Origin of the sequence: Arthrobacter sp. SW1, assembly GCF_001766675.1 — a bacterium.
Lineage (GTDB): Bacteria > Actinomycetota > Actinomycetes > Actinomycetales > Micrococcaceae > Arthrobacter.
Window position 1 is genome coordinate 1 of sequence record NZ_MJLT01000016.1, and the last position, 23,501, is coordinate 23,501.

Genomic DNA, 23,501 nt, shown 5'->3' on the forward strand with positions numbered 1-23,501 from the left:
CAGGCCGGTCAACCACAGTCAGCCGCAGGGCTAGGCACCGAAGGGGCACAGCTCCCGGCCCGGTTCGATACCGCCGGGGCCAGCCCCGCCGACCGCGCCGACATCGCCTGGAACATCGTCTATATTGGCGCCTACCTACCTGCCGGCGCCGAAGCGATCACAGTCACCGCAGCCGGCGTGCAGGTGTACCGGGACCTGGTCGCCACGCATCCGGACAACCCCGCCTACCTGAAAAACCTCGCCTGGGCAGAGGAGAATTTGGCTGCACGCGAGGCCGCGGCCGCTGCTGTATCCGGTTAGTAGCGCTGACCGACGCGGCTCCGGTGCTCTACGGCCATCCGTGGAAGTGGCGCTGGCTAAACCGGTGGCTTCCATTTCTCCGGAAAGAGCGATCCCCGGCGACTGCATGTATGAACCGAAATGGGACGGCTTCGCACCCAGCCAAGAATCAGTGCCAAACTATCCCCATGGCACCGCGCCTCTTCGACCTCAGCTCCACCTGGCATCTACCAGCCACACCCCAGGAGGTGTGGGCGGTCATCGCGGACGTCGACATGAGCTGGCCGAAATGGTGGCCGCACTGCACCTTCGCCGGATCGCTCGTTCGCGCCGAATCAAGGAGCGACGTCCAGGAAGACATCCTCACAGCGACCACCGCCAACCTGAATTTCAAGGCCATCCTTGGCTACACCCTCACCATCAGCATCCATCCAACAAAGGTCATCACACCGAGCGAAATCGAGTTCGATGCAGGCGGCCATCTGGAAGGCACGGGCAAAGTCACTCTCAGCCCGGAACCCAACGGCAGCACCCAGATGGACATCGAATGGCTCGTCCGTCCGACCCAGCGCTGGATGAACGTCCTAACACCGATCGCAGCCCCGGTATTCACGGCCGCCCACGCACTGATGATGCGCCAAGGAGAAAAAGGCCTCACCAAAGCCCTTGAGGACGAGACCCGAGCAAGCACCAAGTAGACCCGTCTACACTTCCACTGGCCACTGGAACCATACGGTCCTACCATGGAACTGGTCAGCTGATCTGGGAGCTGAGGCCCCGTGTCGATCGCTGACTTTCAGGCACGGCGGATTGGGGGCACCTTGAATCTCAACACCGGCCTCGCCGCGAGCCTCAAGCACCAAGAAGAGGCAGATCCGATCGACTGGGAACCCACCTTCCGCCAGATGGTCCTCTTCGACCTCGCCGCGGACATGGAGCTCGGCTTCTTCCTCTCGTATTACCGGAACTTCGCCATCCCGGGTATCGCTGCGACGCTCTACAAAAACGCCGAAATCCAGCATCGCCCCATGAAGCGCTCGTACGACACCGCCATCGTCATCTACGAGCTCATCGCCTGCGGGTTGGACAGCGAGCGCGGCAAGGAAATGATCGCCCTGCTCAACCGCGTGCACCGTAACGTCCCCGGCAACAAGGACGACCTTCTGTACGTCCTGCTTACCCTGCTCCCGGCCGAGGCTGCATCAGTTCTGAAGTGCACTGAAGCCTGGCTCCGCGAGGGCGCCGCGAAGGGCGAATTCCCCCACGCCGTCTGGGGCAAGGGGAAGATCATCTTCACCTCGGGCCACCTCAAGGAGATTGCGCAACTGCGGGAAGTTCGGACTCAGGGCCCATCCGCACCCACTGTCCGAATGATCGGGACCCGCGCTCAGACAAGGCAAAAGTACTCCTAGAGCGCGGCGCGCGGCCGACCATGTCTCCCCTTTCCGATGGAAGAGTGAGGGTCCAGTCTTCGCCGCATGGTGATTTGTACCAGCCGCCTAGGGATTGTTCGTAGTCGAGTCCGGGCTGGTTGAACGGTTCTAGGGTCTGGGTGCCGAAGAGGGCGCGCCTTCGCAGTTGCCGGATGCTGTGGCGGAGCCATGGCGGTGCCGGGAGGGGGTCGCCGGCTTCGTGGGCGGTGATGGCCTGAGCGAGGTCGTCGCGGAAGTCCCGAACAGGGATGAACCCTGACGGGGTGTCTCGCCGAACTTGGTTGCCGCGAAGGTGGGAGCAGGCGATGTTGCTGAAGATGTGGCGTGCTGCTTTGAAGCCGCGCCCCATTTCATGCCGTAGATGTGGTCGGCGGAGGCTGTGCCCGGGTGCGGAGGTGGAAGTGTGATGTCGATGCGTTGGCCGCAGATCTGGCAGATTCCGCCGTCTTTGCACCATGCGATCACCGCGCCCACTCGCCGGGCAGAGCGTGGGAGCCGGAGGTGACCGTTCTCGTACCAGAAGATGTCACGGTCGTACTTCTGCTCCGCGGTCAGCTCCCAGTACGGCACCAACCACGCTGTCGGAATGTCAGCTGCATGTTGAGGAACCACTGAGACCGCCAGCGGTTTGGTGCAGGGCGCGGGGCGGGTGGCCGGTGTTCCCTTCTTGAGAGCCGCTGTTTGTTCATCGGTTAGAACAAAGGCCTTTGGGTGCTGGTGTTCCATGGGGAAACCAATCTATCTGACTTCCGTGGAGACCGGCTCAAGGAAAAAGAGGCACTGGGAGCTCTTGAACTCCCCAACATTGGCAACGATGTGGAGCTTATCGTCGACACCGACGTAGGCCGGGATGTTCTTGCCCTGGAGATTGAGGTTGTGGATGCCCACATCTTCAAACTTGAAGGCCGGGCCGGTCGTCGATGCCGAGCCAAGATCTCCCGGGTACAGCAAGATGTCATATCGCGTCTTGTAGCTGCCGTGGTTGATCATGTTGGCGATGCTGCCATCAAATTCGATGGTTCGGCCCTCGTACTTGCTTGCAAAGCCTGCAATCGAGTCGTCGCAGTTATCCGGGACTACCAGCAGAGCAGCGAGTTCCTTACTGGTTTTTGCAGTTATAACCGCCTCCGTTTCGGACCCGCCCGTGTCCTGTTCGCTGCTCGCCGTCAAGTCCTTCTCAGGCTTTGCTGCCGTGAGCACTACCGTGTCGCCGGTGCCCCCGGCTTTCGGTGACTGCGCCGTGACGTTCCAGTTGCTTTCAAGGATGATCGTTGCCCCATCGGTGGACTTCACGTCTACCGCGTAGCCGAGCCCTTCAAGGTGTTCCCTTGCTTCGGCCAGGTTTTTCCCGACGTAGTTGCCAAGCGGCGCCTTTGAAGCGGCCTCTTTGCTTTCTTTCGATGTATTACTCGCGTCCTGGCTGGGCTTATCTGTTACCGATGCTTCGTCGCAGCCTGTGAGCAGCGCGGTCGCCAGTAGAGCCGAGAAGAAGACCTTCTTCATACTTCCCCCATCAATTTGTTTGACTTGACCGGACGATCCTAGCCGCCCGACGCCCGCGCTGCGATTTCGGTACCCCTACGTGACCCGGAGACTATGGGCCGAGCGCGAATAGGGCCTTCATCCGTTCCCTGCTAGCGGATTCCGCCGTGGTGGGAGCATGCTCCTGGTTTGCCGCCGCTGGATGAGACCCAGCCGTCCGCGCAGGTGACGTGGCGGCCAGTGCCCCCTTCGTATGCGCCACCTAGTTCTGGGATGGCGGCCAGCAGGTAGCTGACGTCGACGTCGTATCGGAGCCCGTAGGCGCGGACATCTTTGATGTACTGCCTGATCTGCGTTCGGTATTCGTAGTCGTTGACGAGGTAAGAAGCCTGAAGGCGGTCGTAGAGCCTCCAACCACCAACCTGGGATTCGTAAGATCGTCCGGCTGGCGGCCGGGGCTTTTCTGCCTTCCTGCAAGTGCCTGAAATCGCCCCGTCAAGATAGAGATCGGCGAGGGGCCATTGATCTTCAGGACGAAGAGAGTTGGCCGCCTGGGACAGAAAAAGTCCGGGACCGCCATCTTTCAGGTTGGCACAAATGGTCGCGCGCATGCTCTGCCATTCTGCCGAAGTCAGCGCCGCACCCAGGTTTTTGGAACGGGCCAATACCGTTTCCTCTACGATTTCCTCCGTCGGGTCGGCTGGTGGCGCCGGCAGGACCGGAGGCGGAGGGATCTCAGCTTGGGAAGTAGTTTCCGTGATCGGGCGTTCATAGGGTGATTCGGCGGGCGACGACAGCCCCGTGGAGGAACTCTTGATCGGAGCGCATCCTCCGACCAGCAGAATCAGGCTAACGGCCGCAACGCCGATACCGATTGCCATCGTGCTGCGCATGCTTCCTCGCCTTCGTAGAGCCACCCCCGGACCCACTGCGGACCAATATATCGTCGATGACTGCTCTTTTACCGATCTCATCCGCGGCCTGGACGAGCAAGGCGAAACGTTATTCGCAAGTAGCAGCACGGTCCCCGCTCTTCCCGCAGAGGTTGGATCAAGGGCTATGGCGCGTCTCCTGACCTAGTTGGTTAGGGGTTTTAGGAGACAAGCCCTAGTTCCGATTGAGGCCAAACGTGCGGGTCATCAGCGCCGCCTTGTAGTGGGACTCGGCTGAGTTCACCTCCGAGGAAGGAGTGCTGGGGCCGAACACGCGGAGGAGGCTGAAAACGAAGTGCCGGGCATGGTCTGTCTTGGTCCCCGCCGCTTCCCCGGCCGCGCTTTGACCGGCAAGTTCGCGGAGAGCAACGTTTCCGCCGTGGCCGTCGCGTGCGTAGGTTGTCCAGCGACCAAGGATGCGTTCAGCACCGTCGGCTTTGCCGACGTACTGCTTACCGTTGGTGGAGTCGGTGATGAGATAGATGCCCTGCACTTCTGACAGGGCAGCCCGCCAGTCGGCGTAGCGCGAGTCCTCCACCATGTCGCGCAGCTGGTGGTAAGGGAGCAGCACGCCGTCGAACCCCGGAAAAGGGACTTTGTCCCGGTCGGCAATCTCCAGCACGGGCATGCGCACAGCACTAGCAGAGCTTCCGCGCCGGTGCCAGCTCCGAGGGTTGTTCCATTCGACCACGAGCCGGTCGTTCAGGGGTGCTAGGAATTCTGATGGGCGCAGGTCGAAGCACCGGTCCGTCTCGGTGCGCTCTGCGGTGACCTCACCACGGTTCTCGAAGACACCCCAGAGACGGGAGCGCTTCTTGCCGTCGGCGATGAGGATCACCCAATATCGGGGAGGGTCCGAGGGGAAGCGACTGGACCTGATGTCCTGTTCCCTCGTGTAGGCCAGGACACGCTCTTCAGGTCCTCCGGCCCTCGCAATGCATCGGGGTCACTCGGTTTGAATGTATGGCGGATAACGAGTATGTCCTCCATCCGAACTTCCGGGTCATGGTCCGCGCCAGTGCCAGCGAGGACATGCCCGAGGGTGAGGGACGCTTGGGTGCCCGGAATGACCGAGACCGCCGTTTCAGGGGGCAGTTCCTGGGCAAGGGATTGCAGATCAGACATGGGATCACCTTATGCTCCAGCTCCGACGTTTTCGTGGCGGTAGTCAACGAAGGCCCCTTTCGCCGTGGGCTACCACGGCTTGCCGGTCTCAGTAGCTGTCCGCACCAATACGTAGGTCAGCCACGCCAAGCCACGGCGGACCGCTCGACGGCATCCGCCGCGTCCTGGAGCGCCTGGGGCATCAGGTGGCCGTAGACCTGCTCGGTCGTTCGAGTGGAAGCATGCCCCAGCCGCCTGGAAACCGTGAACAGCGATACACCGTCTTGGATCAGCCATGACGCGTGCGTATGACGCAGGTCGTGAATCCGGGGCGACTTCTTGAGACCTCGGGCCTGAGCGGCCTCCACCGCCGGAACCCAATAGTGGTGCCAGTACAGCTTGTGGACGATCCGCTCGCCCTTGGGGGTCGTGAACAGCAGGTCTGAGCCAGGCCGGCTGGCAACCAACGGAATCAGGAGCTCCACAAGCTGCGGGTTCAGAGAGACAGTCCGTTTGCCGGCACCAGTCTTCGTGGCACCGATGTAGTACTCCGAATCCGTGCCGCGTTTCAGTGCCTTGTTGATCCGGATGGTGGCCGGCTTGGACATCAGGTCCACGTCAGCAACTGTCACGGCTGTGGCCTCGCCAAAGCGGGTTCCGGTCATCACCAGGAACTCTGTGAATGCCTTGTACCGCTCCCCCATGCATTCAAGGATCAGACCGAATTCAGCATGGGTCAGGAAGCGTGCCTCGTCCTCAGCCTTCTCGCCGGAGGGCAGTTGGACACCACGGCAGGGATTGTCCTTGCGGTACCGCAACATCACCGCCGTTTCCATGGCAGCAAAGATCAACCCGTGGTTGTTCTTGATGGTCTTGGGCGAGCGGCCCTTCTTCTGCATCGTTTTGATCCAGTAGGTGATGTGCCGGTAGTCCAGCTTATCGACCGGAATGTGCCCGATCACGTCAGCGATGTGGAGCTTCAGCATCGTCTGGTACGTGTGCACGGTGCCAACCGAGGGCCGCACCAAGAGGTCGATGTGTTCCTGGACCACGGCCGCAACCGTCGGTGCCTTGGTCTGATTCTTGACCATCGCATGCTGGGCGATTTCGAAGGACTGATTGTTGGCGTCGAGAAGACGCTTCAGGGTCTCGGCTTCAGCCGCTGTCGCGAGGGTGATGTTTTCTTGCTTGCGCGTCTCGGGACTGCGCCAACGGACCGTGAACGACGACGATCCGTCCGATTTTTTGCGCTCCCAAATGCTGGCCATGCACAAAATTTTAGGCTTCGTGTGCACAGAAAACGAGTTTTTGTGCACACGCAGCAACCCAAAACCCTGCTGACCTGCGGAAACACTGTGCCCGAGGTGGGACTCGAACCCACACACCTTTCGATACCGCATTTTGAGTGCGGCGCGTCTGCCAATTCCGCCACTCGGGCGCGGAACACCTCTGACAAGTAACGACTGGAGAACTTCCGCGTCATCGCCCCTGTCGGAGTGCGCGAAACTACTCTACATGCAGATAGTCTGATTCTCAGAACCGACCCGGCTGAGCAATAAATCATACGCAAGAACCCGGGGCAACTAAGATGGTGGTGAACCCGCCGTATCCCCCAAGGAGAGCCTGTGTCAGAACAGACGGAAGCCACCCAGCCCGCACGCCGCGTGGTCGTCGCGGAAGATGAGACCCTCATCCGCCTCGACATCATCGAGATCCTGAAGGGCGAAGGCTACGACGTCGTCGGTGAAGCGGACAACGGCGAGAAGGCCGTGGAGCTGGCCGAGGAACTCAAGCCGGACCTGGTCCTCATGGACGTCAAGATGCCGGTCATGGACGGTATCTCGGCCGCCGAAAAGATCGTCAAGGCACGCATCGCCCCCGTGGTCCTGCTGACCGCGTTCAGCCAGAAGGAACTCGTGGAGCGGGCCCGTGACGCCGGCGCCATGGCCTACGTCGTCAAGCCCTTCACCCCGGCCGACCTCATCCCGGCCATCGAGATCGCCCTCTCCCGCCACGAGGAAATCAAGGCCCTCGAAAACGAGGTCTCCGACCTCCAGGAGCAGTTCGCCACCCGCAAGCTCGTGGAGCGCGCCAAGAGCCTCCTCACCACCAAGATGGGCCTCACCGAGCCCGAGGCCTTCCGCTGGATCCAGAAGACCTCCATGGACCGTCGCCTGAGCATGCGCGAAGTCGCAGAGACCATCATCAACCAGGTCAACTAAGCGTTCTCCCGCAAGGGGCGTCCGGTAGCCGTACGACGGCGGCGGGGCGCCCTTTTCGCATACCGCAGCTGCCGCCGTCGTACTTGGGCAGGAAAAGCAAAGGAGGCTCCCGCCACGTGGCGGGAGCCTCCTTTGCTGTTGAGGAGAAGATCAGGCCTTGGCCTGCTTCTTCTTCTTCTTTTCCGGCCAGGGGCCGAGCTTTTCCTTGCGCTCCGAGCTGGCCGCCTTGGAGGTGTCGGCGAGGTCGCCCACCTTGTGGACCTTCAGGGAGTTGGTGGAACCTGCCTGTCCGGGAGGCGAACCGGCGGCGATGACCACCAGGTCACCGTTGTCCACGAGCTTCATGTCCAGGAGGCTGCGGTCCACCTGGGCGGTCATGGCGTCCGTGTGGTCAACGGTAGAGACCAGCACTGGCTGGATGCCCCAGGTGAGGGCCAGCTGGTTCCAGACGTGCTCCACCGGGGTGAAGGCGAAGACCGGCTTGATCGGGCGCAGGCGGGACAGGCGGCGTGCGGAGTCGCCGGACTGGGTGAAGGTACAGATGTACTTCGCTTCCAGCTGGTCGGCGATTTCGACGGCGGCACGGGTGATGGCGCCACCGCGGGTCTTGGGCTTGGTGCCCAGCGGAGGAACGCGCTCCAGGCCGTGTTCTTCGGTGGACTCGATGATCCGCGCCATGGTCTTGACGGTCTCGATCGGGTACTTGCCCACGCTGGTCTCGCCCGAGAGCATGACGGCGTCCGCGCCGTCGAGCACGGCGTTGGCGCAGTCGGAAGCCTCTGCACGGGTGGGGCGCGGGTTGTCGATCATGGATTCGAGGACCTGGGTGGCCACGATGACCGGCTTGGCCCAGCGGCGGGCCAGTTCGATGGCACGCTTCTGGACGATCGGCACCTCTTCGAGCGGCAGTTCGACGCCGAGGTCGCCACGGGCCACCATGATCGCGTCGAACGCGTCGATGATTTCGTGGAGCTGGTCCACGGCCTGCGGCTTCTCGATCTTGGCGATGACCGGCACGCGGCGGCCTTCTTCGTCCATGATTTCGTGGACGCGCTTGATGTCGGCTGCGTCACGGACGAAGGACAGCGCCACGAGGTCCACGCCGCGCTTGATGGCCCAGCGGAGGTCGTCCTCGTCCTTTTCGCTCAGTGCGGGGACGTTGACGGCGACGCCGGGCAGGTTGATGCCCTTGTTGTTGGACACCATGCCGCCCACGGTGACCGTGGCGACGACCTTGACGTCGTCAACGGCGGTCGCGCGGAGGGAGACCTTGCCGTCGTCGATCAGCAGGGTGTCCCCCACCTTGACGTCTTCGGTGAGGCTCTTCAGCGTGGTGGAGCAGATGTCCTTGGTGCCGGGGACATCCTCGGTGGTGATGGTGAAGGTGTCGCCGACCTCGAGGGCGTGCGGACCGTCAACAAAGCGGCCGAGGCGGATCTTCGGGCCCTGCAGGTCGGCCATGATGGCGACCGGCTTGCGCAGCTGTGCGGAGGCCTTGCGGACGTTCTCGTAGGTGTTGTCGTGAACGGAGTAGTCGCCGTGGCTCATGTTCATGCGGGCGACATCAACGCCGGCTTCGAGCACCGCGAGGGTGTTGTCGAAGCTGGAGATGGCCGGGCCGAACGTTGCCACAATTTTCGCGCGTCTCATATACCTACCCTAGTAATTGTGCTGCTTGATGTGGATGGTGAACTTGCAGTGCCTACAGGACGGAGATCGCCCGGTCCGTAGGAGCGACAGGTGCCGGAAGGATGGTATCTCCCATGAGGTGCTTGTCGACGGCGGCCGCGCAGGCACGGCCTTCCGCGATGGCCCACACGATGAGGGACTGTCCGCGGCCGGCGTCGCCGGCGACGAAGATACCTTCGGTGTTCGTCATGTAGTAGCCGTCGCGGGCCACGTTGCCGCGGCCGTCGAACTCGGCGTGCACCTGCTCGGTGATGCCGGCCGGCTCGGCCCCGGTGAAGCCCAGGCTCAGGAAGACCAGGTCGGCCGGGATGACGCGCTCGGTGCCGGCCTTGGGCAGGCGCTTGCCGTCGACGAACTCGGTCTCAGCGACCTTGACGCCGGTGAGCTTGCCGTTTTCGCCGATGAACTCGACCGTGGAGGCCAGGTACGTGCGTTCACCGCCTTCTTCGTGGGCGCTGGCCACTTCGAAGAGGGTGGGGAACGTCGGCCACGGCTGGTGTGCGGCACGCTCCAGCGGCGGCTGCTTGCCGATCGCCAGCGTGGTGACGGACGCGGCTCCGTGGCGGTGCGCAGTGCCGAGGCAGTCGGCACCGGTGTCGCCGCCGCCCAGGATCACCACGTGCTTGCCCTTGGCGTTGATCTGGTTTTCCACGGTTTCGCCGGCCACGGCGCGGTTGGCCGGAACCAGGTAGTCCATGGCGAAGTGGATGCCATCCAGATCGCGGCCCGGGATGGGCAGGTCGCGCGGCACGGTGGCACCGGTGGCAATGACCACGGCGTCGTAGCGACGGCGCAGCTGCTCCCAGGTGACGTCGGTGCCGACGTTCACGCCGGTGCGGAAACGGGTGCCTTCGGCCTTCATCTGCTCGATGCGGCGGTCGACCTGTTCCTTCTCCATCTTGAAGTCCGGAATGCCGTAGCGCAGCAGGCCGCCGATCTTGTCGTCGCGCTCGTACACGGCAACCGTGTGGCCAACGCGGGTCAGCTGCTGTGCCGCGGCGAGGCCGGCGGGGCCGGAACCGACGACGGCGACCGTCTTGCCGGAGAGGCGGGTGGGCGGAAGCGGCTGCACCCAGCCGTTTTCGAAGGCCTCGTCGATGATCGAGACTTCCACCTGCTTGATGGTGACAGCGGGCTGGTTGATGCCCAACACGCAGGACGCTTCACAGGGTGCCGGGCACAGGCGGCCCGTCCACTCCGGGAAGTTGTTGGTCGCGTGCAGGCGTTCGATGGCTTCTTCGCCCTTGCCGCGCCAGGTGAGGTCGTTCCATTCGGGAATCAGGTTCCCGAGCGGGCAGCCCTGGTGGCAGAACGGCACACCACAGTCCATGCAGCGGCCTGCCTGGCTCTTGAGCACGCCCTTGTCCTGCGCTTCGTAGACTTCCTTCCAGTCCATGATGCGGACGGGAACGGGGCGGCGTGGCTGCGTCTCGCGCTGCCGGACCTTCAGAAATCCGCGTGGATCAGCCACCGGTTACCTCCAGAATTCGGGACCACACTTCTTCGCCGTCCGGGTCGAGGCCCTCTTCGATGGCGGAAAGGCGGGTCTGCAGGACTGCTGCGTAGTCGCGCGGCAGTACCTTCGTGATGCGGGCGGCCGTGTCGTCGAAGTTCTCGAGCAGGCGGCCGGCCAGGACAGATTCGGTTTCCTCAAGGTGCTTGACCAGCAGGCCGTGCACGATGTCACGGTCCTCGGCGTCGAGTTCAAGGAGCTTGAGCTCGCCGGAGTCCAGGGCTTCCTTGTTCACGCGCTCGGGCTGCAGGTCCAGCACGTAGGCGGTGCCGCCGGACATGCCGGCGCCGAAGTTGCGGCCGGTGCGGCCGATGATCAGGGTCTGGCCACCGGTCATGTACTCACAGCCGTGGTCGCCGATGCCTTCGACGACGGCGGTGGCACCGGAGTTGCGGACCAGGAAGCGTTCGCCCACCTGGCCGCGCAGGAACAGTTCGCCGCTCGTGGCGCCGTAGCCGATCACATTGCCGGCAATGACGTTGCGCTCGGCCTGGAACACATTGCTGCGGTCCGGGCGGACGATGATGCGTCCGCCGGAGAGGCCCTTGCCGACGTAGTCGTTGGAGTCGCCGAACATGCGCAGGGTGATGCCTGCGGGCAGGAAGGCGCCCAGGGACTGGCCGGCGGTGCCGTTGAGCGTGATGTCGATGGTGTCCGTTGCCAGCACGTCGGTGCCGAAGGTCTTGGTCACCACGTGGCCGAGCATCGTGCCAACGGAGCGGTCGGTGTTGATGACGTCCACGGAGATCTTCACCGGCGAACGGTCGCTGAGTGCTTCTGCGGCCATGCCGATGAGCCGCTGGTCGAAGTGCTTGTCCAGCTCGTGGTTCTGGCCGGTCAGGTTACGCAGCGGAACGTCGTCGTCGAACTCGAGTCCGTGCAGGATCGGATCGAGGTCCAGGCCGTCGGCCTTCCAGTGGTCGATCGCGTCGCGGGAGTCGAGGACTTCGGCGTGGCCGATGGCCTCTTCCAGGCTGCGGAAGCCCAGCTCGGCGAGGATCTCGCGCACTTCCTCGGCCAGGAATTCGAAGAAGTTGACCACGAATTCGGGCTTGCCGTTGAAGCGGGAGCGCAGCTCCGGGTTCTGCGTGGCGACGCCCACCGGGCAGGTGTCCAGGTGGCAGACGCGCATCATGATGCAGCCCGAGACCACCAGCGGAGCGGTGGCGAAGCCGTACTCTTCGGCGCCCAGCAGCGCGGCGATGACGACGTCGCGGCCGGTCTTGAGCTGGCCGTCCACCTGCACCACCACGCGGTCGCGCAGGCCGTTGAGCATGAGGGTCTGCTGGGTTTCGGCAAGGCCGAGCTCCCACGGGACACCCGCGTGCTTGAGCGAGTTCAGCGGCGAGGCGCCGGTTCCGCCGTCGTGGCCGGAAACCAGCACGACGTCGGCCTTCGCCTTGGTCACGCCGGACGCCACCGTGCCGATGCCGACCTCGGAGACCAGCTTCACGTGCACCCTCGCCGAGGGGTTCGCGCGCTTGGCATCGTAGATGAGCTGCGCGAGGTCCTCGATCGAGTAGATGTCGTGGTGCGGGGGCGGCGAAATGAGCCCGACGCCAGGGGTTGAGTGGCGGGTACGGGCAACCCACGGGTACACCTTCTGGGCCATCAGCTGGCCGCCTTCGCCGGGCTTGGCGCCCTGGGCCATTTTGATCTGGATGTCGTCGGCGTTGCTCAGGTAGAGGCTGGTCACGCCGAAACGGCCGGAAGCGATCTGCTTGATCGCGGAGCGGCGCTCCGGGTCGAGCAGGCGGTCCACGTCCTCGCCGCCTTCACCGGTGTTGGACTTGGCGCCCAGGCGGTTCATGGCGATGGCCAGGGTTTCGTGGGCTTCCTTGGAGATGGATCCGTAGCTCATGGCGCCGGTGGAGAAGCGCTTGACGATGCTGGAAACCGGCTCGACTTCCTCAAGCGGCACCGGCTGGCGCAGCCCGTCCTTGAACTTGAGCAGGCCACGGAGGGTCATCAGGTTCTTGGACTGGTCGTCGATGCCCTGGGTGTAGGACTTGAAGATGTCGTAGCGGCGTTCGCGGGTGGCGTGCTGCAGGCGGAACACCGTCTCCGGGTTGAAGAGGTGCGGTTCGCCGTCGCGGCGCCACTGGTACTCGCCGCCGCCAAGCAGCGGGCGGTGCGGCTGCTCGATACCGCCCTCGGGGTACGCCATCTGGTGGCGCGCCGAGACTTCCGCGGCGATGACGTCAAGGCCCACGCCGCCCAGCTGGGAGTGCGTGCCCGAGAAGAATTCGTCCACGAGTTCCTGGGACAGGCCCAGTGCCTCGAAGGTCTGGGCACCGGTGTAGGAGGCCACGGTGGAGATGCCCATCTTGGACATGATCTTCAGGACGCCCTTGCCGAGGCCCTTGATCAGGTTGTAGACGCCGTCTTCGGGGGTGACTCCCGTGACTTCGCCGGTGCTGATCAGCTGTTCCACGGATTCCATGGCCAGGTACGGGTTCACGGCGGAGGCGCCGAAGCCGACCAGCACAGCCACGTGGTGGGTCTCGCGGACGTCGCCGGCCTCGACCACGAGCGCGGTCTTGGTGCGGTTGGCGCTGCGCAGCAAGTGGTGGTGCACGGCGCTGACCAGCAGCAAGGACGGAATCGGAGCCCACTGGGCGTTGGAGTCACGGTCGGAGAGCACGATGTACTGCACGCCGCGGTTGATCGCGCCGGAAACCTGCTCGCAGATTTCGGTGAGGCGGGCACGCAGGGCAGCTTCGCCGCCTTCCGGGCGGTAAAGGCCACGGACCTTCATGGCGATCTTGTCGCCGTCGGCGTTTTCGATGTTCGCGATCTTGGCGAGTTGGTCGTTGTTGATCACCGGGAACGGCAGAGACACCTGCGGCTGACGGACCTGTCCGACGTCGAGCAGGTTGCCGTTGGGTCCGATGGCGCACTTGAGGGAGGTGACCAGTTCCTCGCGGATGGCGTCCAGCGGCGGGTTGGTGACCTGCGCGAAGGACTGCACGAAGTAGTCGAACAGCAGGCGGGGACGCTTGGACAGCACGGCCACAGGGGTGTCAGAACCCATGGCGCCGAGCGGCTCGGCACCGGTGCGGGCCATCGGTCCGAGGAGGATCTTCAGTTCTTCGGTGGTGTAGCCGAAGGTGCGCTGGCGGATGTTCACCGAGGCGGCAGTGTGGACCACGTGCTCGCGCTCGGGGAGGTCGTTGAGGTCGATCAGGTTGTCCTTGAGCCACTCGGCCCACGGGTTGGCAGCGGCGACCTCAGCCTTGACCTCGGCGTCGTCGATGATGCGGCCGGCTTCGGTGTCCACCAGGAACATCTTGCCCGGAGAAACACGGCCCTTCTTGACCACGTTGGAAGGCTCGACGTCGATCACGCCGACTTCGGAAGCGAAGACGATCAGGCCGTCTTCGGTGATCCAATAGCGGCCCGGGCGCAGGCCGTTGCGGTCCAGCGTGGCGCCCACAAGGTTGCCGTCGGTGAAGGACACAGCGGCCGGACCGTCCCACGGTTCCATGAGCATGGAGTGGTACTCGTAGAAGGCGCGGCGTGCCGGATCCATGGTGGCGTGGTTTTCCCAGGCCTCCGGGATCATCATCATGATCGAGTGCGTGATGGGGCGGCCGGAGAGCCACAGGAGCTCGGCAACCTCGTCGAAGGACGCGGAGTCGGAGGCGCCCGGGGTGCAGATCGGGTACAACTCTTCCGGGGAGTCGCCGAGCAGCGGGTTGGCCAGCTGCGACTGGCGGGCACGCATCCAGTTCCGGTTGCCCTTGACGGTGTTGATTTCACCGTTGTGGGCGATGGTGCGGAACGGCTGGGCCAGCGGCCAGGACGGGAAGGTGTTGGTGGAGAAGCGCGAGTGGACGATTGCCAGCTTGGTCTTGAAGCGCTTGTCCGACAGGTCCGGGTAGAACGGCTCCAGCTGCGCGGTAGTCAGCATGCCCTTGTACACGATGGTGCGGGAGGACAGCGACGGGAAGTACACGCCGAACTTGTTCTGGGCGCGCTTGCGGATGCGCCAGGCGCGGGAGTCCAGCTCATTGCGCTCCAGGACCTCGCCGGAGGCGGACGCGAAGAACGGCTGGGAGAAGTACGGCATGCAGGCGCGGGCCATGGCGCCGACGAGGTCGGCGACAACGGGGACTTCGCGCCAGCCGAGGACGGCCAGGCCTTCATCCGCGGCGAGGGCTTCGATGCCGGCCTTGGCGGTTTCGGCTTCGCGGGCTTCGGCCGGCAGGAAGGCGGTGCCCACCACGTACTGGCCGGGGGCGGGCAGCTCGAATTCGGTGACCGCGCGGAAGAACTCGTCCGGGATCTGCATAAGCAGGCCGGCGCCGTCGCCGGTACCCTCATCGGCACCGACGGCGCCGCGGTGTTCAAGGTTCCGCAGTGCGGTGAGGGCAGCATCAACGATGTCGTAGCCGGGTTCTCCACGCAGCGTGGCAATGATGGCCAGGCCGCAAGCGTCCTTCTCCTGCTCCGGGTTGTAGAGGCCGCGGGCCTCCGGAAGGGCAGCGAAACGCTTGAAGGGAGAGATGGCTCCCTGTGGCTCAACCGTTCCGGCCTGGCTTGGGCGATGAAGACGGGTCATGAAGACGTCCTTCCTCGAGATCGTGCGAATGGAAGGGACAACGTTGGCCCCACCTTGTCTGCCGTGTGACGGGCACAACAAAGCGCTGAATTACTGAAATTGTAGGCCAGCCGCCGACGCGCAACGAAGAGTTACGCGGGGCCCAGGCCCATCTTGACCCCGGCGGCTTTCGTATGCTGCCGGACTGTCACGAAGGTGCCACGACGCTGTGGCCGGGGTTCTTGGCGGTAGCCCGGTACCCCGGGACCAAGGCGCTGGCTACTTGGTCTTGCCTGCGTCCGGTCCGGATGCGGACCCTTCCTCCCCCGCGTTTCCGCCGGCCTGCGTTGCAGCCTCCTGCGCGGTCTCCGACGGGGATTCACCGTCTCCGTCCGAGGACGATCCGGGGTGGGTCAGATCACTGTTCTTCTCCGGGAGATTACCACGCGAACCACTATCTGAGACAGAACTGTCCGCATCATGACCGGTGCCGTCGGTCACATCCGGGAGGTTATCCGACTCCCGCAGGTATACCGACGCCGAGGCGGATTTGGCCCGGATGCCAAGCAGGAGGAACACGATCAGCGCGCCGAAGAACACGAAAATGCTGGTCCATACGTTCAGCCGGGTGCTGATGCCGAAGAAAGCGATCTGCTCGGCGTCGTCGATCCGCAGGGCCTCGATCCATACCCGACCCAGCGTGTAGTACATGGCGTAGAGCCAGAACAGGCGGCCCCGGCGGAAGCGGAAGCGCCGGTCCAGGAGGAGCAGGATCCCGACGCCGGCCAGGTTCCAGAGCGATTCGTACAGGAAGGTGGGGTGGAACAGGGTGTCCGCGGGCAGTCCCGCAGGGAAGTTCGGGTTGGCGGGGTCGATCTGCAGGCCCCACGGCAATGTCGTGGGTGCACCGAAGAGTTCCTGGTTGAACCAGTTGCCCCAGCGTCCGATCGCCTGGGCGAGCAACAGCCCGGGAGCCGCGGCGTCAAGGAAGGCGGTGAGCTTCAGGCCCAGACGGCGGCAGCCGATCCAGGCGCCGAAGGCGCCCAGGACCACGGCACCCCAGATACCGAGGCCACCCCGCCAGACCTGCGGAATCAGGCTGAGGTCGCCCGTGCCGTCGAAGCCCGGGCCAAAGTAGGCGTCAGGCGAGGAGAACACGTGGTAAAGGCGTCCGCCGATGATTCCGAAGGGAATGGCCCAGATGGCAATGTCCCACAGGCTTCCCTCCGGAGCCCCGCGCCGCTTCCAGCGGACGGAGGTCAGCCAGAGGCCCACGACGATGCCGAGCAGGATGCACAGCGCGTAGGCGTGGATGCGCAAAGTCCCCCACGGCAGCGGGATGTCGAATCCGGACCACCCCGGGCTGGGAATGCTCAGCGGGGCTGTTGCTGCTGCGTGGAGGAGGCTCTGCATGTGGTTCAGTTGTTCCTTTTCCTGGGGCTGCCCGCGGTGGCGGCGCAGCAGGGTTCCAGTGGGCGGGGATGCCTGCGGGTTACGCCTGTGCGGTTTCCCGGCGAAGTCCGGCGCTCAGCTCCTTGGTGAGCTTCCCGACGGCATCCACGCCGCCGTCGCGCACGGCCGCGACCAGCGCGCTGCCGACGATCACGCCGTCGGCGTAGGCGGCGATCTCGCGGACGTGGTCCGGGGTGGAGACACCGAGGCCTACGCAGACGCGTTCCGCGCCCGCGGCGTGGGTGTCGGCCACGAGCTTCTCCGCGCTGCCGCTGACGGCCTGGCGGGTGCCGGTAATGCCCATGATGGACACGGCGTACACGAAGCCGCGGCTCGCCTTGACAGTCATTTCGAGGCGTTCGGGCGTGGACGACGGGGCCACAAGGAACACACGGTCCAGGCCGTACTTGTCCGAGGCTTCGAACCATTCGGAGGCTTCGTCCGGGATGAGGTCGGGCGTGATGAGGCCTGCTCCCCCGGCTTCCGCCAGGCGGCGGGAGAACTCGTCCACGCCCATCCGCATGACCGGGTTCCAGTAGGTCATGACCAGCACGGCGGCGTCCGTGGCAGCGGTGATACCGGCCACGACGTCGAACACACTGGCCACACGGAAGCCGTTGGCGATTGCTTCGGTGGTGGCGGCCTGGATGACGGGGCCGTCCATGACCGGGTCGGAGTACGGGATGCCGATCTCGATGAGGTCGGCGCCGTTGCGGGCCAGGGCAATGCCGGCCTCGATGCTGGACTGCACGTCAGGGTAGCCCGCGGGCAGGTAGCCGATCAGGGCGGCACGGCCCTCTGCCTTGGCGCGGTCGATGGCCGCGGCGGCCTTGCTGGTGATGTTCTCGCTCATCAGTTCTGTTCCTCGGTGCGCTCTGCCGGGCCCTTGGGCGCGCGGGTTGACAGCGTGGTGCCCTTGACGTTGCCGTTTTCGTCGAGCATGTCGAACCAGGCGGCAGCGGTTTCCACGTCCTTGTCGCCGCGTCCGGAGAGGTTCACGATCACCGAGACCTCGGACGGATCGGCCTTGCCTTCTGTGAGCCGCTGGCCCACCTTGATGGCGCCGGCCAGGGCGTGGGCGGACTCGATGGCGGGCAGGATGCCTTCGGTGCGGCACAGGAGACGGAAGGCGTCCATGGCCTCGGTGTCCGTGATGGGTTCGTAGGTGACGCGGCCGATGTCGGCGAGGTACGAGTGCTCCGGGCCGACGCTCGGGTAGTCCAGGCCCGCGGAGATCGAGTGGGATTCCACGGTCTGGCCGTCCTCGTCCTGCATCAGGTACGAGCGCGCGCCGTGCAGCACACCGGGCCGGCCGAGGGTGATGGCCGCGGCGTGGCGGCCGGTCTCGACGCCGTCGCCACCTGCCTCGAAACCGTAGATCTTCACGGAGGCGTCGTCCAGGAAGGCGTGGAAAAGCCCGATGGCGTTGGAGCCGCCACCGATGCAGGCGCAGACGGCGTCCGGCAGCTTGCCGGTCTGTTCCAGGATCTGCGCGCGGGCTTCCTCGCCGATGACTTCGTGGAAGAAGCGCACCATGGCCGGGAAGGGGTGGGCGCCGGCCGCTGTGCCCAGCAGGTAGTGGGTGGTGTCCACGTTGCTGACCCAGTCGCGCAGGGCGTCGTTGATAGCGTCCTTGAGGGTCTGCGAACCGTTGGTCACGGGAACCACGGTGGCACCGAGCAACTGCATGCGGGCCACGTTCAGTGCCTGGCGGCGGCAGTCCTCGGCGCCCATGTAGACCACGCATTCAAGGCCAAGCAGGGCCGCTGCGGTGGCGCTTGCCACGCCGTGCTGGCCGGCACCGGTCTCGGCGATGACGCGGGTCTTGCCCATGCGCTTGGCAAGCAATGCCTGGCCCAGCACGTTGTTGATCTTGTGCGAACCGGTGTGGTTGAGGTCTTCGCGCTTGAGGAAGATCCGCGCACCGCCTGCGTGCTCCGAGAAACGCTTGGCCTCGGTGAGCAGGGACGGACGGCCCGAGTAGTTCTTGTTCAGATCGTTGAGCTGGGCAATGAACTCGGGATCGGCCTTGGCCTTGTCGAAGGTGTCCTGCACCTCGTCCAGGGCCGCGATGAGCGACTCCGGCATCCAGCGTCCGCCGTAGGAACCGAAGTACGGTCCGCTGGCGTTGCGCAGCGAAGCTCCGCCCTCCAGGAATGCGTCTGCCGCATCCTGCTCCGGCTTGGATGTTGGTGCGTCCACCAAAGGTCTCACCGTCCTGTTCAATTAGTGCTTCGGGTCAGTTGATGGTTCGGGTCCTTCCGGGCGGCGCAGCGCCGCCCGGAAGCTGGCGTCAGCGGCTGACGGCCATGGCGGCCGCGCCGGCCGCCTTGAATTCGGCGATGCGTTCCCGGGGCGTCGAGTCGCTGACCAGCGCCTCCCCCACCAGGATCGCGTGGGCGCCGTTGCCCGCGTAGTGGGCGACGTCGTCGGCGTTCCGCACGCCCGACTCCGCCACCACGACGGCGCCGGCCGGGATGTTCCCGGCGAGCGAGGCGAAAAGGGAACGGTCGACGTCGAGCGTCTTGAGGTTGCGCACGTTCACGCCGATGATGCGTGCCTGGGCGGCCGCCGCACGCTCGATTTCCTCGGGCGTGTGGGTTTCCACCAGGACGTTCATGCCGAGTTCGTGGCTCAGGGCGCTGAATTCCTGCAGCTGGGCGTCGGACAGCGCCGCGACGATCAGCAGGATCAGGTCCGCGCCGTGGGCGCGGGCTTCCCAGATCTGGTACTCGTCGACCGTGAAGTCCTTGCGCAGCAAGGGGATGTCGACGGCGGCGCGCACGGTGTCGAGGTCGGCGAGCGAACCGTTGAAGCGGCGTTCCTCGGTGAGGACGCTGATCACGGAGGCACCGCCGTCGGCGTACTGCCGGGCGAGTGCCGCGGGGTCGGTGATCGAGGCGAGGTCCCCCTTGGAGGGGCTGCGCCGCTTGATCTCGGCGATGACCTTGAGCTCATCGCGCCGCGCAGCGGGACCACCGAGAGCCGCCCAGGCGTCCAAGGCCGGGACAGCCGCCAGGGCGCGTTCCTTGACCTCGGCCAGGCCGTTCAGCCGCTGGCGGGCAGCCATGTCCTCCCTGACACCGGCGATGATGTCATCAAGAACGGTCACAGTCAGTGGCCGGCGTTCTTCAGCTTGCTGCCGCCCACGCCGTAACCGGCCTTGCGCATGGCCCAGCCGGCGAGCAGGCCGACGACCATGATGACGAGGCCGCCCCAGAAGACCGGGCTGTTGGCGATCACGAAAGCGATGGAGCTCACGAGGGCTCCGACGAGCATGACAATCACACAGGTCCACGCAGCCGGGCTGTTGCCGTGACCAATGGCATCGCTGTGGCTGGCGACGGTTTCGGCGGCTTTGCTGGCGGACACAGTGGTTTTGCTCATGGTGAATCTCCTCAGGATGGATACTTCTTACATTCTGCCATCTCTTGGCATGCCCCGGCGCACGGCCGGCGACGCGCCGCAGGCAAGTTACGTCAGGTGGTCTTTACGTCGGGTCTTCGCCCCGGGAAAGGCTGTCCCAGCTGTCGATCTCGTCAACCGGTCCCCCGTCGGCCTGCGTGATCCGGCCACCGCGGTCATACTTGGTCCGCGCTTTCCAATGGCGGCCTGCCAGCGGCAGAGTGACTGCGCAGAGCGCCAGCAAGACGGCCGCGACGACGGCGAGGACCGGGAACACAGTGCTGCTCACCGCGGCGTCGCCTCCGGAGATGCCGGTGCTGGCCGCGATGGTCCCTTGGGCCGCGCCCAGCGGATCGGCCAGGACGGTGGCGGCTGCGACGATGATGCCCGTCGAAGCCAGCAGGATCAGCACGGCGATGATCCAGCGCGCGATTCGCCCGGCGATTGACGCCGCCAATCCGCCCGCCAGGGCCACCAGGGCCAGCGCGGTCACGGCGGTAGCTGCCTTGCTGCCCTGGACATGGAGGTCGGCGTTGGCGGCGGCCGCCGGATCGAGCCTTACGTCGATCCAGCTTTGCGTCGTGGTGCCGAAAACGGCCAGCGCGAAGACTGCCGTGGCGAGCACGAGGTTGGCCTTGCGCGCCCAGAACGGAGGCCTTCCGGACCGGGCTGAACCGGCGTCGGGATTGCTTGCGGAGGTCACTTAGCGGTTGCCTCGCCGTCAAGTCCCTCGGCCGAAATGACGCCTTCCGCAGAAATATTGCGCAACGATGCCGCCGTGTGCGCGGCGCGCAACGGTGCCGCGGCCTTGTTCACGGTCTCGAGCGCTTCGGCGGGCTTGTGGGAGTCTGCCACGATCCCGCCGCCGGCCTGGACATAGGCCCGCCCTTCGCGCAGCAGGGCGGAGCGGATGGCGATGGCCATGTCCATGTCCCCGGCGAAGTCCAGGTAGCCCACCACGCCGCCATAGATGCCGCGGCGGTGCGGTTCGAGTTCGTCCAGCAGGCGCAGCGCGCGCGGCTTCGGCGCACCGGAGAGCGTGCCGGCCGGGAAAGTGGCCTTCAGGACGTCGTAGGCCGTGGCGCCGGGCGCGAGGTCGCCGACGACGGTGGACACCAGGTGCATGATGTGGCTGAAGCGCTCCACTTCCATGAACTGGGTAACGTCCACCGTGCCCGCGACGCAGACCTTGGAAAGATCGTTGCGGGACAGGTCCACGAGCATGAGGTGCTCGGCGCGTTCCTTCTGGTCCGCAAGCAGCTCCGTGGCCAGGGCCTTGTCCGCCTCGACCGTCTTCCCGCGCGGGCGGGACCCGGCGATCGGGTGGGTGATGACCTCGCCGTCCTTGACCGTGACGAGTGCTTCGGGCGAGGAGCCCACGATCGTGTAGGCGCGGCCGTCCGCGTCCTCGAGGCTGAAGAGGTACATGTACGGGCTGGGGTTGGTGTTGCGCAGCACGCGGTACACGTCGAGCGGGTCAGCGGCGCATTCGAGTTCGAAGCGGCGCGAAATGACCACCTGGAACACTTCGCCGTCCACGATCGCTTCCTTGCCGCGGTCGATCGCGTTCAGGTACTCCTGCTCGTTCCAGCGTTCCTGCACGCTGGAAGCGAAGTCGAGCGCCTCGCTGCGGAGCACGGACACCGGCTGCGCGACGGGCGTGCTGATGCGCTCCAGGAGGGCCTTCACGCGGGCCACGGCGTCGTGCCAGGCTTCGTCCACGCGCTCCGAGCTGTTGTCGAAGTTGATGGCATTGGCGATCAGCAGGACGGTGCCGTCCATGTTGTCGTGCACGGCCATGTCCGTCACGAGATTAAGTGCAAGCTCAGGCAGCTGGAGGTCGTCCTCAGGCGGGCTGGTCAGCTTTTCCCAGTGGCGTACGGTTTCCCAGCCGAGGAATCCCACCAGGCCGGAAGTGAACGGCGGCAGGCCCGGGAAGCGTTCGGTCTGCAGGGCCGCTACGGTGTCGCGGACAGCCTCGACCGGGTTGCCGGCAACGGGCACGCCCACCGGCGGTTCACCGATCCAGTGTGCCTCGCCGTCCTTGCTGGTGAGCGTGGCGCGGGAGCGGGCCCCGATGAAGGAGTAGCGGGACCAGGCGCCGCCCACGGCGGCCGATTCCATGAGGAAGGTGCCGGGCTGGCCCTGGGCCAGCTTGCGGTAGAGCCCGATCGGGGTTTCAGCGTCCGCCAGCACCTTCAGGCGGACCGGAATGACCCTGCTGTGTGCGGCGAGTTCGCGGAACTCCTCCAGGCCCGGGCTGATGATTCCAAGGTCCTGCATGGCTATTCTTCTCCGCCTCTTCTTGTGTCTGGCTCTTTTGTGCCTGGGTGGTTTGGGGTGGTGCCGGCGTCACACTGCCGAGACAACGGCGCCGAGGTCCCGGCCGTCGAAGCAGGTGCGGGTTCCGGTGTGGCACGCGGCGCCGACCTGCTCGACGCGGACCAGCAGGGCGTCGCCGTCGCAGTCGAGGGCGACCGACTTGACGTACTGGACGTGCCCGGAGGTGTCTCCCTTGCGCCAGTATTCCTGGCGGGAGCGCGAATAGAAGGTGACACGTCCCGTGGTCAGCGTGCGGTGCAGGGCTTCATCGTCCATCCAGCCGAGCATCAGCACTTCGCCGCTGTCATGCTGCTGGATGATCGCAGCCACGAGCCCGGCAGGATCGCGCTTGAGGGCAGCGGCGATTTCCTCCGGAAGCGGGCCTGTGGCGCGGGCGGTGCTGGGGACTGGCTGATCAGACATCGGATCAAGTCTAGTGCCTTCGCGACACCCGGAATCCAGCGGCGGTTCCACTGCGCATCCGGGCTGCTCTCGTGCTAATTTCACAAGTGATGCATTTCGTCGATCCCTCCCGTGAAGTCCTGGCCGAAACACTCCTGGCGGCCGGTCCTGACTCACCCACGCTCTGCGAAGGGTGGCAGACCCGGGATCTTGCTGCGCACCTGTACCTGCGCGAGCGTAAAGCGGCTGTCGGAATCGGCCTGCTGATCAAGGGATTGGCCAAGGCTTCGGACAAGGCGACAGCGAAGCTCGCCGCCAAACTGGAGTCCCCGGAAGCGTACGCCGAACTCGTCAATACCTTCCGCGCGGGCCCTCCGGCGCTCTCGCCGTTGAAGATCAAGGCCTTGGACGAGTCCTCCAACCTGATCGAATATTTCGTGCACACCGAGGACATCCGCCGCGCCGGCGACCGCTGGGCTCCGCGCGCCCTGGACGAGGCGTACTCCGACGCCCTCTGGGACGAGCTGATCAAGCGCGCCGCCATTCTCTACCGCGGCGTGGACCTCGGCATTGTGCTGGTCCGTCCCACCGGCCCGCGCCATGTGGCCAAGCGTGCGCCCGTTTCCGTCGCGATCGTCGGCGAGCCGGGCGAACTGCTGATGCACGCCCACGGCCGCACCCGGCACGCGCTGGTCACCTTCGAAGGCCAGCCGGACGCCGTCG

At 65.1% G+C, this 23,501-nt stretch carries 20 protein-coding genes and 1 tRNA gene; 5 read left to right on the forward strand and 16 right to left on the reverse strand.

All coding sequences use genetic code 11. The features are described 5' to 3' along the window. From BIU82_RS19890 to BIU82_RS09650, 3 genes are all read left to right on the forward strand, one after another. Positions 1–300 (forward strand): hypothetical protein (locus BIU82_RS19890; protein WP_171906524.1); only part of this gene is annotated, 300 nt, incomplete at its 5' end. A 167-nt stretch (positions 301–467) separates the two neighbouring features. Further along, entirely contained in the window at positions 468–977 is a 510-nt protein-coding gene (locus BIU82_RS09645; RefSeq protein ID WP_171906525.1) for an SRPBCC family protein, read from the forward strand. Between the two features lie 123 nt (positions 978–1,100). After that, a complete protein-coding gene (locus BIU82_RS09650; protein WP_139146567.1) occupies positions 1,101–1,691 on the forward strand; it encodes a hypothetical protein in 591 nt (196 codons plus the stop codon). A 759-nt stretch (positions 1,692–2,450) separates the two neighbouring features. Here BIU82_RS09650 and BIU82_RS09655 read toward each other — a convergent pair. The 5 genes from BIU82_RS09655 to BIU82_RS09670 all read right to left on the reverse strand — a co-directional run bounded on the left by BIU82_RS09655 (position 2,451) and on the right by BIU82_RS09670 (position 6,668). Then, complete coding sequence (locus tag BIU82_RS09655; RefSeq protein WP_070349264.1) at positions 2,451–3,215, reverse strand: DUF4839 domain-containing protein; 765 nt, start codon at positions 3,213–3,215, stop codon at positions 2,451–2,453. A 131-nt stretch (positions 3,216–3,346) separates the two neighbouring features. Next, positions 3,347–4,087, reverse strand: coding sequence for a hypothetical protein (locus BIU82_RS19680; RefSeq protein WP_139146568.1), 741 nt, complete (start codon positions 4,085–4,087; stop codon positions 3,347–3,349). 214 nt (positions 4,088–4,301) lie between these two features. Next, on the reverse strand, positions 4,302–4,964 hold the full coding sequence (locus BIU82_RS09660; protein ID WP_216099014.1) for a GIY-YIG nuclease family protein: 663 nt from the start codon (positions 4,962–4,964) through the stop codon (positions 4,302–4,304). Positions 4,965–5,367: 403 nt separating this feature from the next. Then, positions 5,368–6,498, reverse strand: coding sequence for a site-specific integrase (locus tag BIU82_RS09665; RefSeq protein WP_070349265.1), 1,131 nt, complete (start codon positions 6,496–6,498; stop codon positions 5,368–5,370). Positions 6,499–6,586: 88 nt separating this feature from the next. Next, positions 6,587–6,668: transfer RNA gene (locus tag BIU82_RS09670), tRNA-Leu, on the reverse strand. A gap of 187 nt (positions 6,669–6,855) precedes the next feature. Between BIU82_RS09670 and BIU82_RS09675 the strand changes: the two genes are divergently transcribed. Next, positions 6,856–7,452, forward strand: a complete 597-nt coding sequence (locus BIU82_RS09675) for a response regulator (RefSeq protein ID WP_070349266.1) — start codon at positions 6,856–6,858, stop codon at positions 7,450–7,452. Between the two features lie 150 nt (positions 7,453–7,602). Here BIU82_RS09675 and pyk read toward each other — a convergent pair whose 3' ends face one another. The 11 genes from pyk to hisI all read right to left on the reverse strand — a co-directional run bounded on the left by pyk (position 7,603) and on the right by hisI (position 22,799). Continuing rightward, on the reverse strand, positions 7,603–9,102 hold the full coding sequence (pyk, locus tag BIU82_RS09680) for a pyruvate kinase (protein ID WP_070349267.1): 1,500 nt from the start codon (positions 9,100–9,102) through the stop codon (positions 7,603–7,605). Between the two features lie 52 nt (positions 9,103–9,154). Beyond that, positions 9,155–10,612 carry a glutamate synthase subunit beta gene (locus BIU82_RS09685; protein ID WP_070349268.1) on the reverse strand — a complete coding sequence of 486 codons (1,458 nt, stop codon included), beginning with the start codon at positions 10,610–10,612 and terminating at the stop codon, positions 9,155–9,157. Beyond that, on the reverse strand, positions 10,605–15,218 hold the full coding sequence (gene gltB / locus BIU82_RS09690) for a glutamate synthase large subunit (protein WP_070349269.1): 4,614 nt from the start codon (positions 15,216–15,218) through the stop codon (positions 10,605–10,607). The genes BIU82_RS09685 and gltB overlap by 8 nt, the downstream gene beginning before the upstream one ends. A gap of 258 nt (positions 15,219–15,476) precedes the next feature. Beyond that, the gene (lgt, locus tag BIU82_RS09695) at positions 15,477–16,610 is read right to left on the reverse strand and encodes a prolipoprotein diacylglyceryl transferase (RefSeq protein ID WP_070349270.1); all 1,134 of its coding nucleotides are present in this window, start codon (positions 16,608–16,610) and stop codon (positions 15,477–15,479) included. Between the two features lie 79 nt (positions 16,611–16,689). Then, complete coding sequence (gene trpA / locus BIU82_RS09700) at positions 16,690–17,502, reverse strand: tryptophan synthase subunit alpha (RefSeq protein WP_070349271.1); 813 nt, start codon at positions 17,500–17,502, stop codon at positions 16,690–16,692. Beyond that, entirely contained in the window at positions 17,502–18,854 is a 1,353-nt protein-coding gene (gene trpB, locus BIU82_RS09705; RefSeq protein ID WP_070349272.1) for a tryptophan synthase subunit beta, read from the reverse strand. The genes trpA and trpB overlap by 1 nt, the downstream gene beginning before the upstream one ends. 88 nt (positions 18,855–18,942) lie before the next feature. Then, on the reverse strand, positions 18,943–19,761 hold the full coding sequence (gene trpC, locus BIU82_RS09710; RefSeq protein WP_074466424.1) for an indole-3-glycerol phosphate synthase TrpC: 819 nt from the start codon (positions 19,759–19,761) through the stop codon (positions 18,943–18,945). 2 nt (positions 19,762–19,763) lie between these two features. Continuing rightward, a complete protein-coding gene (locus tag BIU82_RS09715; protein WP_070349273.1) occupies positions 19,764–20,036 on the reverse strand; it encodes an HGxxPAAW family protein in 273 nt (90 codons plus the stop codon). A 103-nt stretch (positions 20,037–20,139) separates the two neighbouring features. Then, positions 20,140–20,757, reverse strand: coding sequence for a Trp biosynthesis-associated membrane protein (locus BIU82_RS09720; protein WP_070349274.1), 618 nt, complete (start codon positions 20,755–20,757; stop codon positions 20,140–20,142). Then, positions 20,754–22,337 (reverse strand): anthranilate synthase component I, encoded by a 1,584-nt coding sequence (locus BIU82_RS09725; RefSeq protein WP_070349275.1) that lies wholly within the window; start codon positions 22,335–22,337, stop codon positions 20,754–20,756. Before BIU82_RS09725 ends, BIU82_RS09720 begins: the two co-directional genes overlap by 4 nt. A gap of 69 nt (positions 22,338–22,406) precedes the next feature. Beyond that, positions 22,407–22,799 (reverse strand): phosphoribosyl-AMP cyclohydrolase, encoded by a 393-nt coding sequence (gene hisI, locus BIU82_RS09730; RefSeq protein WP_070349276.1) that lies wholly within the window; start codon positions 22,797–22,799, stop codon positions 22,407–22,409. A gap of 89 nt (positions 22,800–22,888) precedes the next feature. Here hisI and BIU82_RS09735 point away from each other — a divergent pair. After that, positions 22,889–23,501: TIGR03085 family metal-binding protein (locus BIU82_RS09735; RefSeq protein WP_070349277.1), on the forward strand; the 613-nt coding region annotated here is incomplete at its 3' end.

Bases quoted from the DNA above. Each gene is read 5' to 3' on its own strand.
- pyk (WP_070349267.1), bottom strand. From the start codon at position 9,102: ATGAGACGCGCGAAAATTGTGGCAACGTTCGGCCCGGCCATCTCCAGC.
- lgt (WP_070349270.1), bottom strand. From the start codon at position 16,610: ATGCAGAGCCTCCTCCACGCAGCAGCAACAGCCCCGCTGAGCATTCCC.
- BIU82_RS09665 (WP_070349265.1), bottom strand. From the start codon at position 6,498: ATGGCCAGCATTTGGGAGCGCAAAAAATCGGACGGATCGTCGTCGTTC.
- BIU82_RS09645 (WP_171906525.1), top strand. From the start codon at position 468: ATGGCACCGCGCCTCTTCGACCTCAGCTCCACCTGGCATCTACCAGCC.
- gltB (WP_070349269.1), bottom strand. From the start codon at position 15,218: ATGACCCGTCTTCATCGCCCAAGCCAGGCCGGAACGGTTGAGCCACAG.
- BIU82_RS09715 (WP_070349273.1), bottom strand. From the start codon at position 20,036: ATGAGCAAAACCACTGTGTCCGCCAGCAAAGCCGCCGAAACCGTCGCC.
- trpA (WP_070349271.1), bottom strand. From the start codon at position 17,502: ATGAGCGAGAACATCACCAGCAAGGCCGCCGCGGCCATCGACCGCGCC.
- BIU82_RS09655 (WP_070349264.1), bottom strand. From the start codon at position 3,215: ATGAAGAAGGTCTTCTTCTCGGCTCTACTGGCGACCGCGCTGCTCACA.
- BIU82_RS09725 (WP_070349275.1), bottom strand. From the start codon at position 22,337: ATGCAGGACCTTGGAATCATCAGCCCGGGCCTGGAGGAGTTCCGCGAA.
- BIU82_RS19680 (WP_139146568.1), bottom strand. From the start codon at position 4,087: ATGCGCAGCACGATGGCAATCGGTATCGGCGTTGCGGCCGTTAGCCTG.
- hisI (WP_070349276.1), bottom strand. From the start codon at position 22,799: ATGTCTGATCAGCCAGTCCCCAGCACCGCCCGCGCCACAGGCCCGCTT.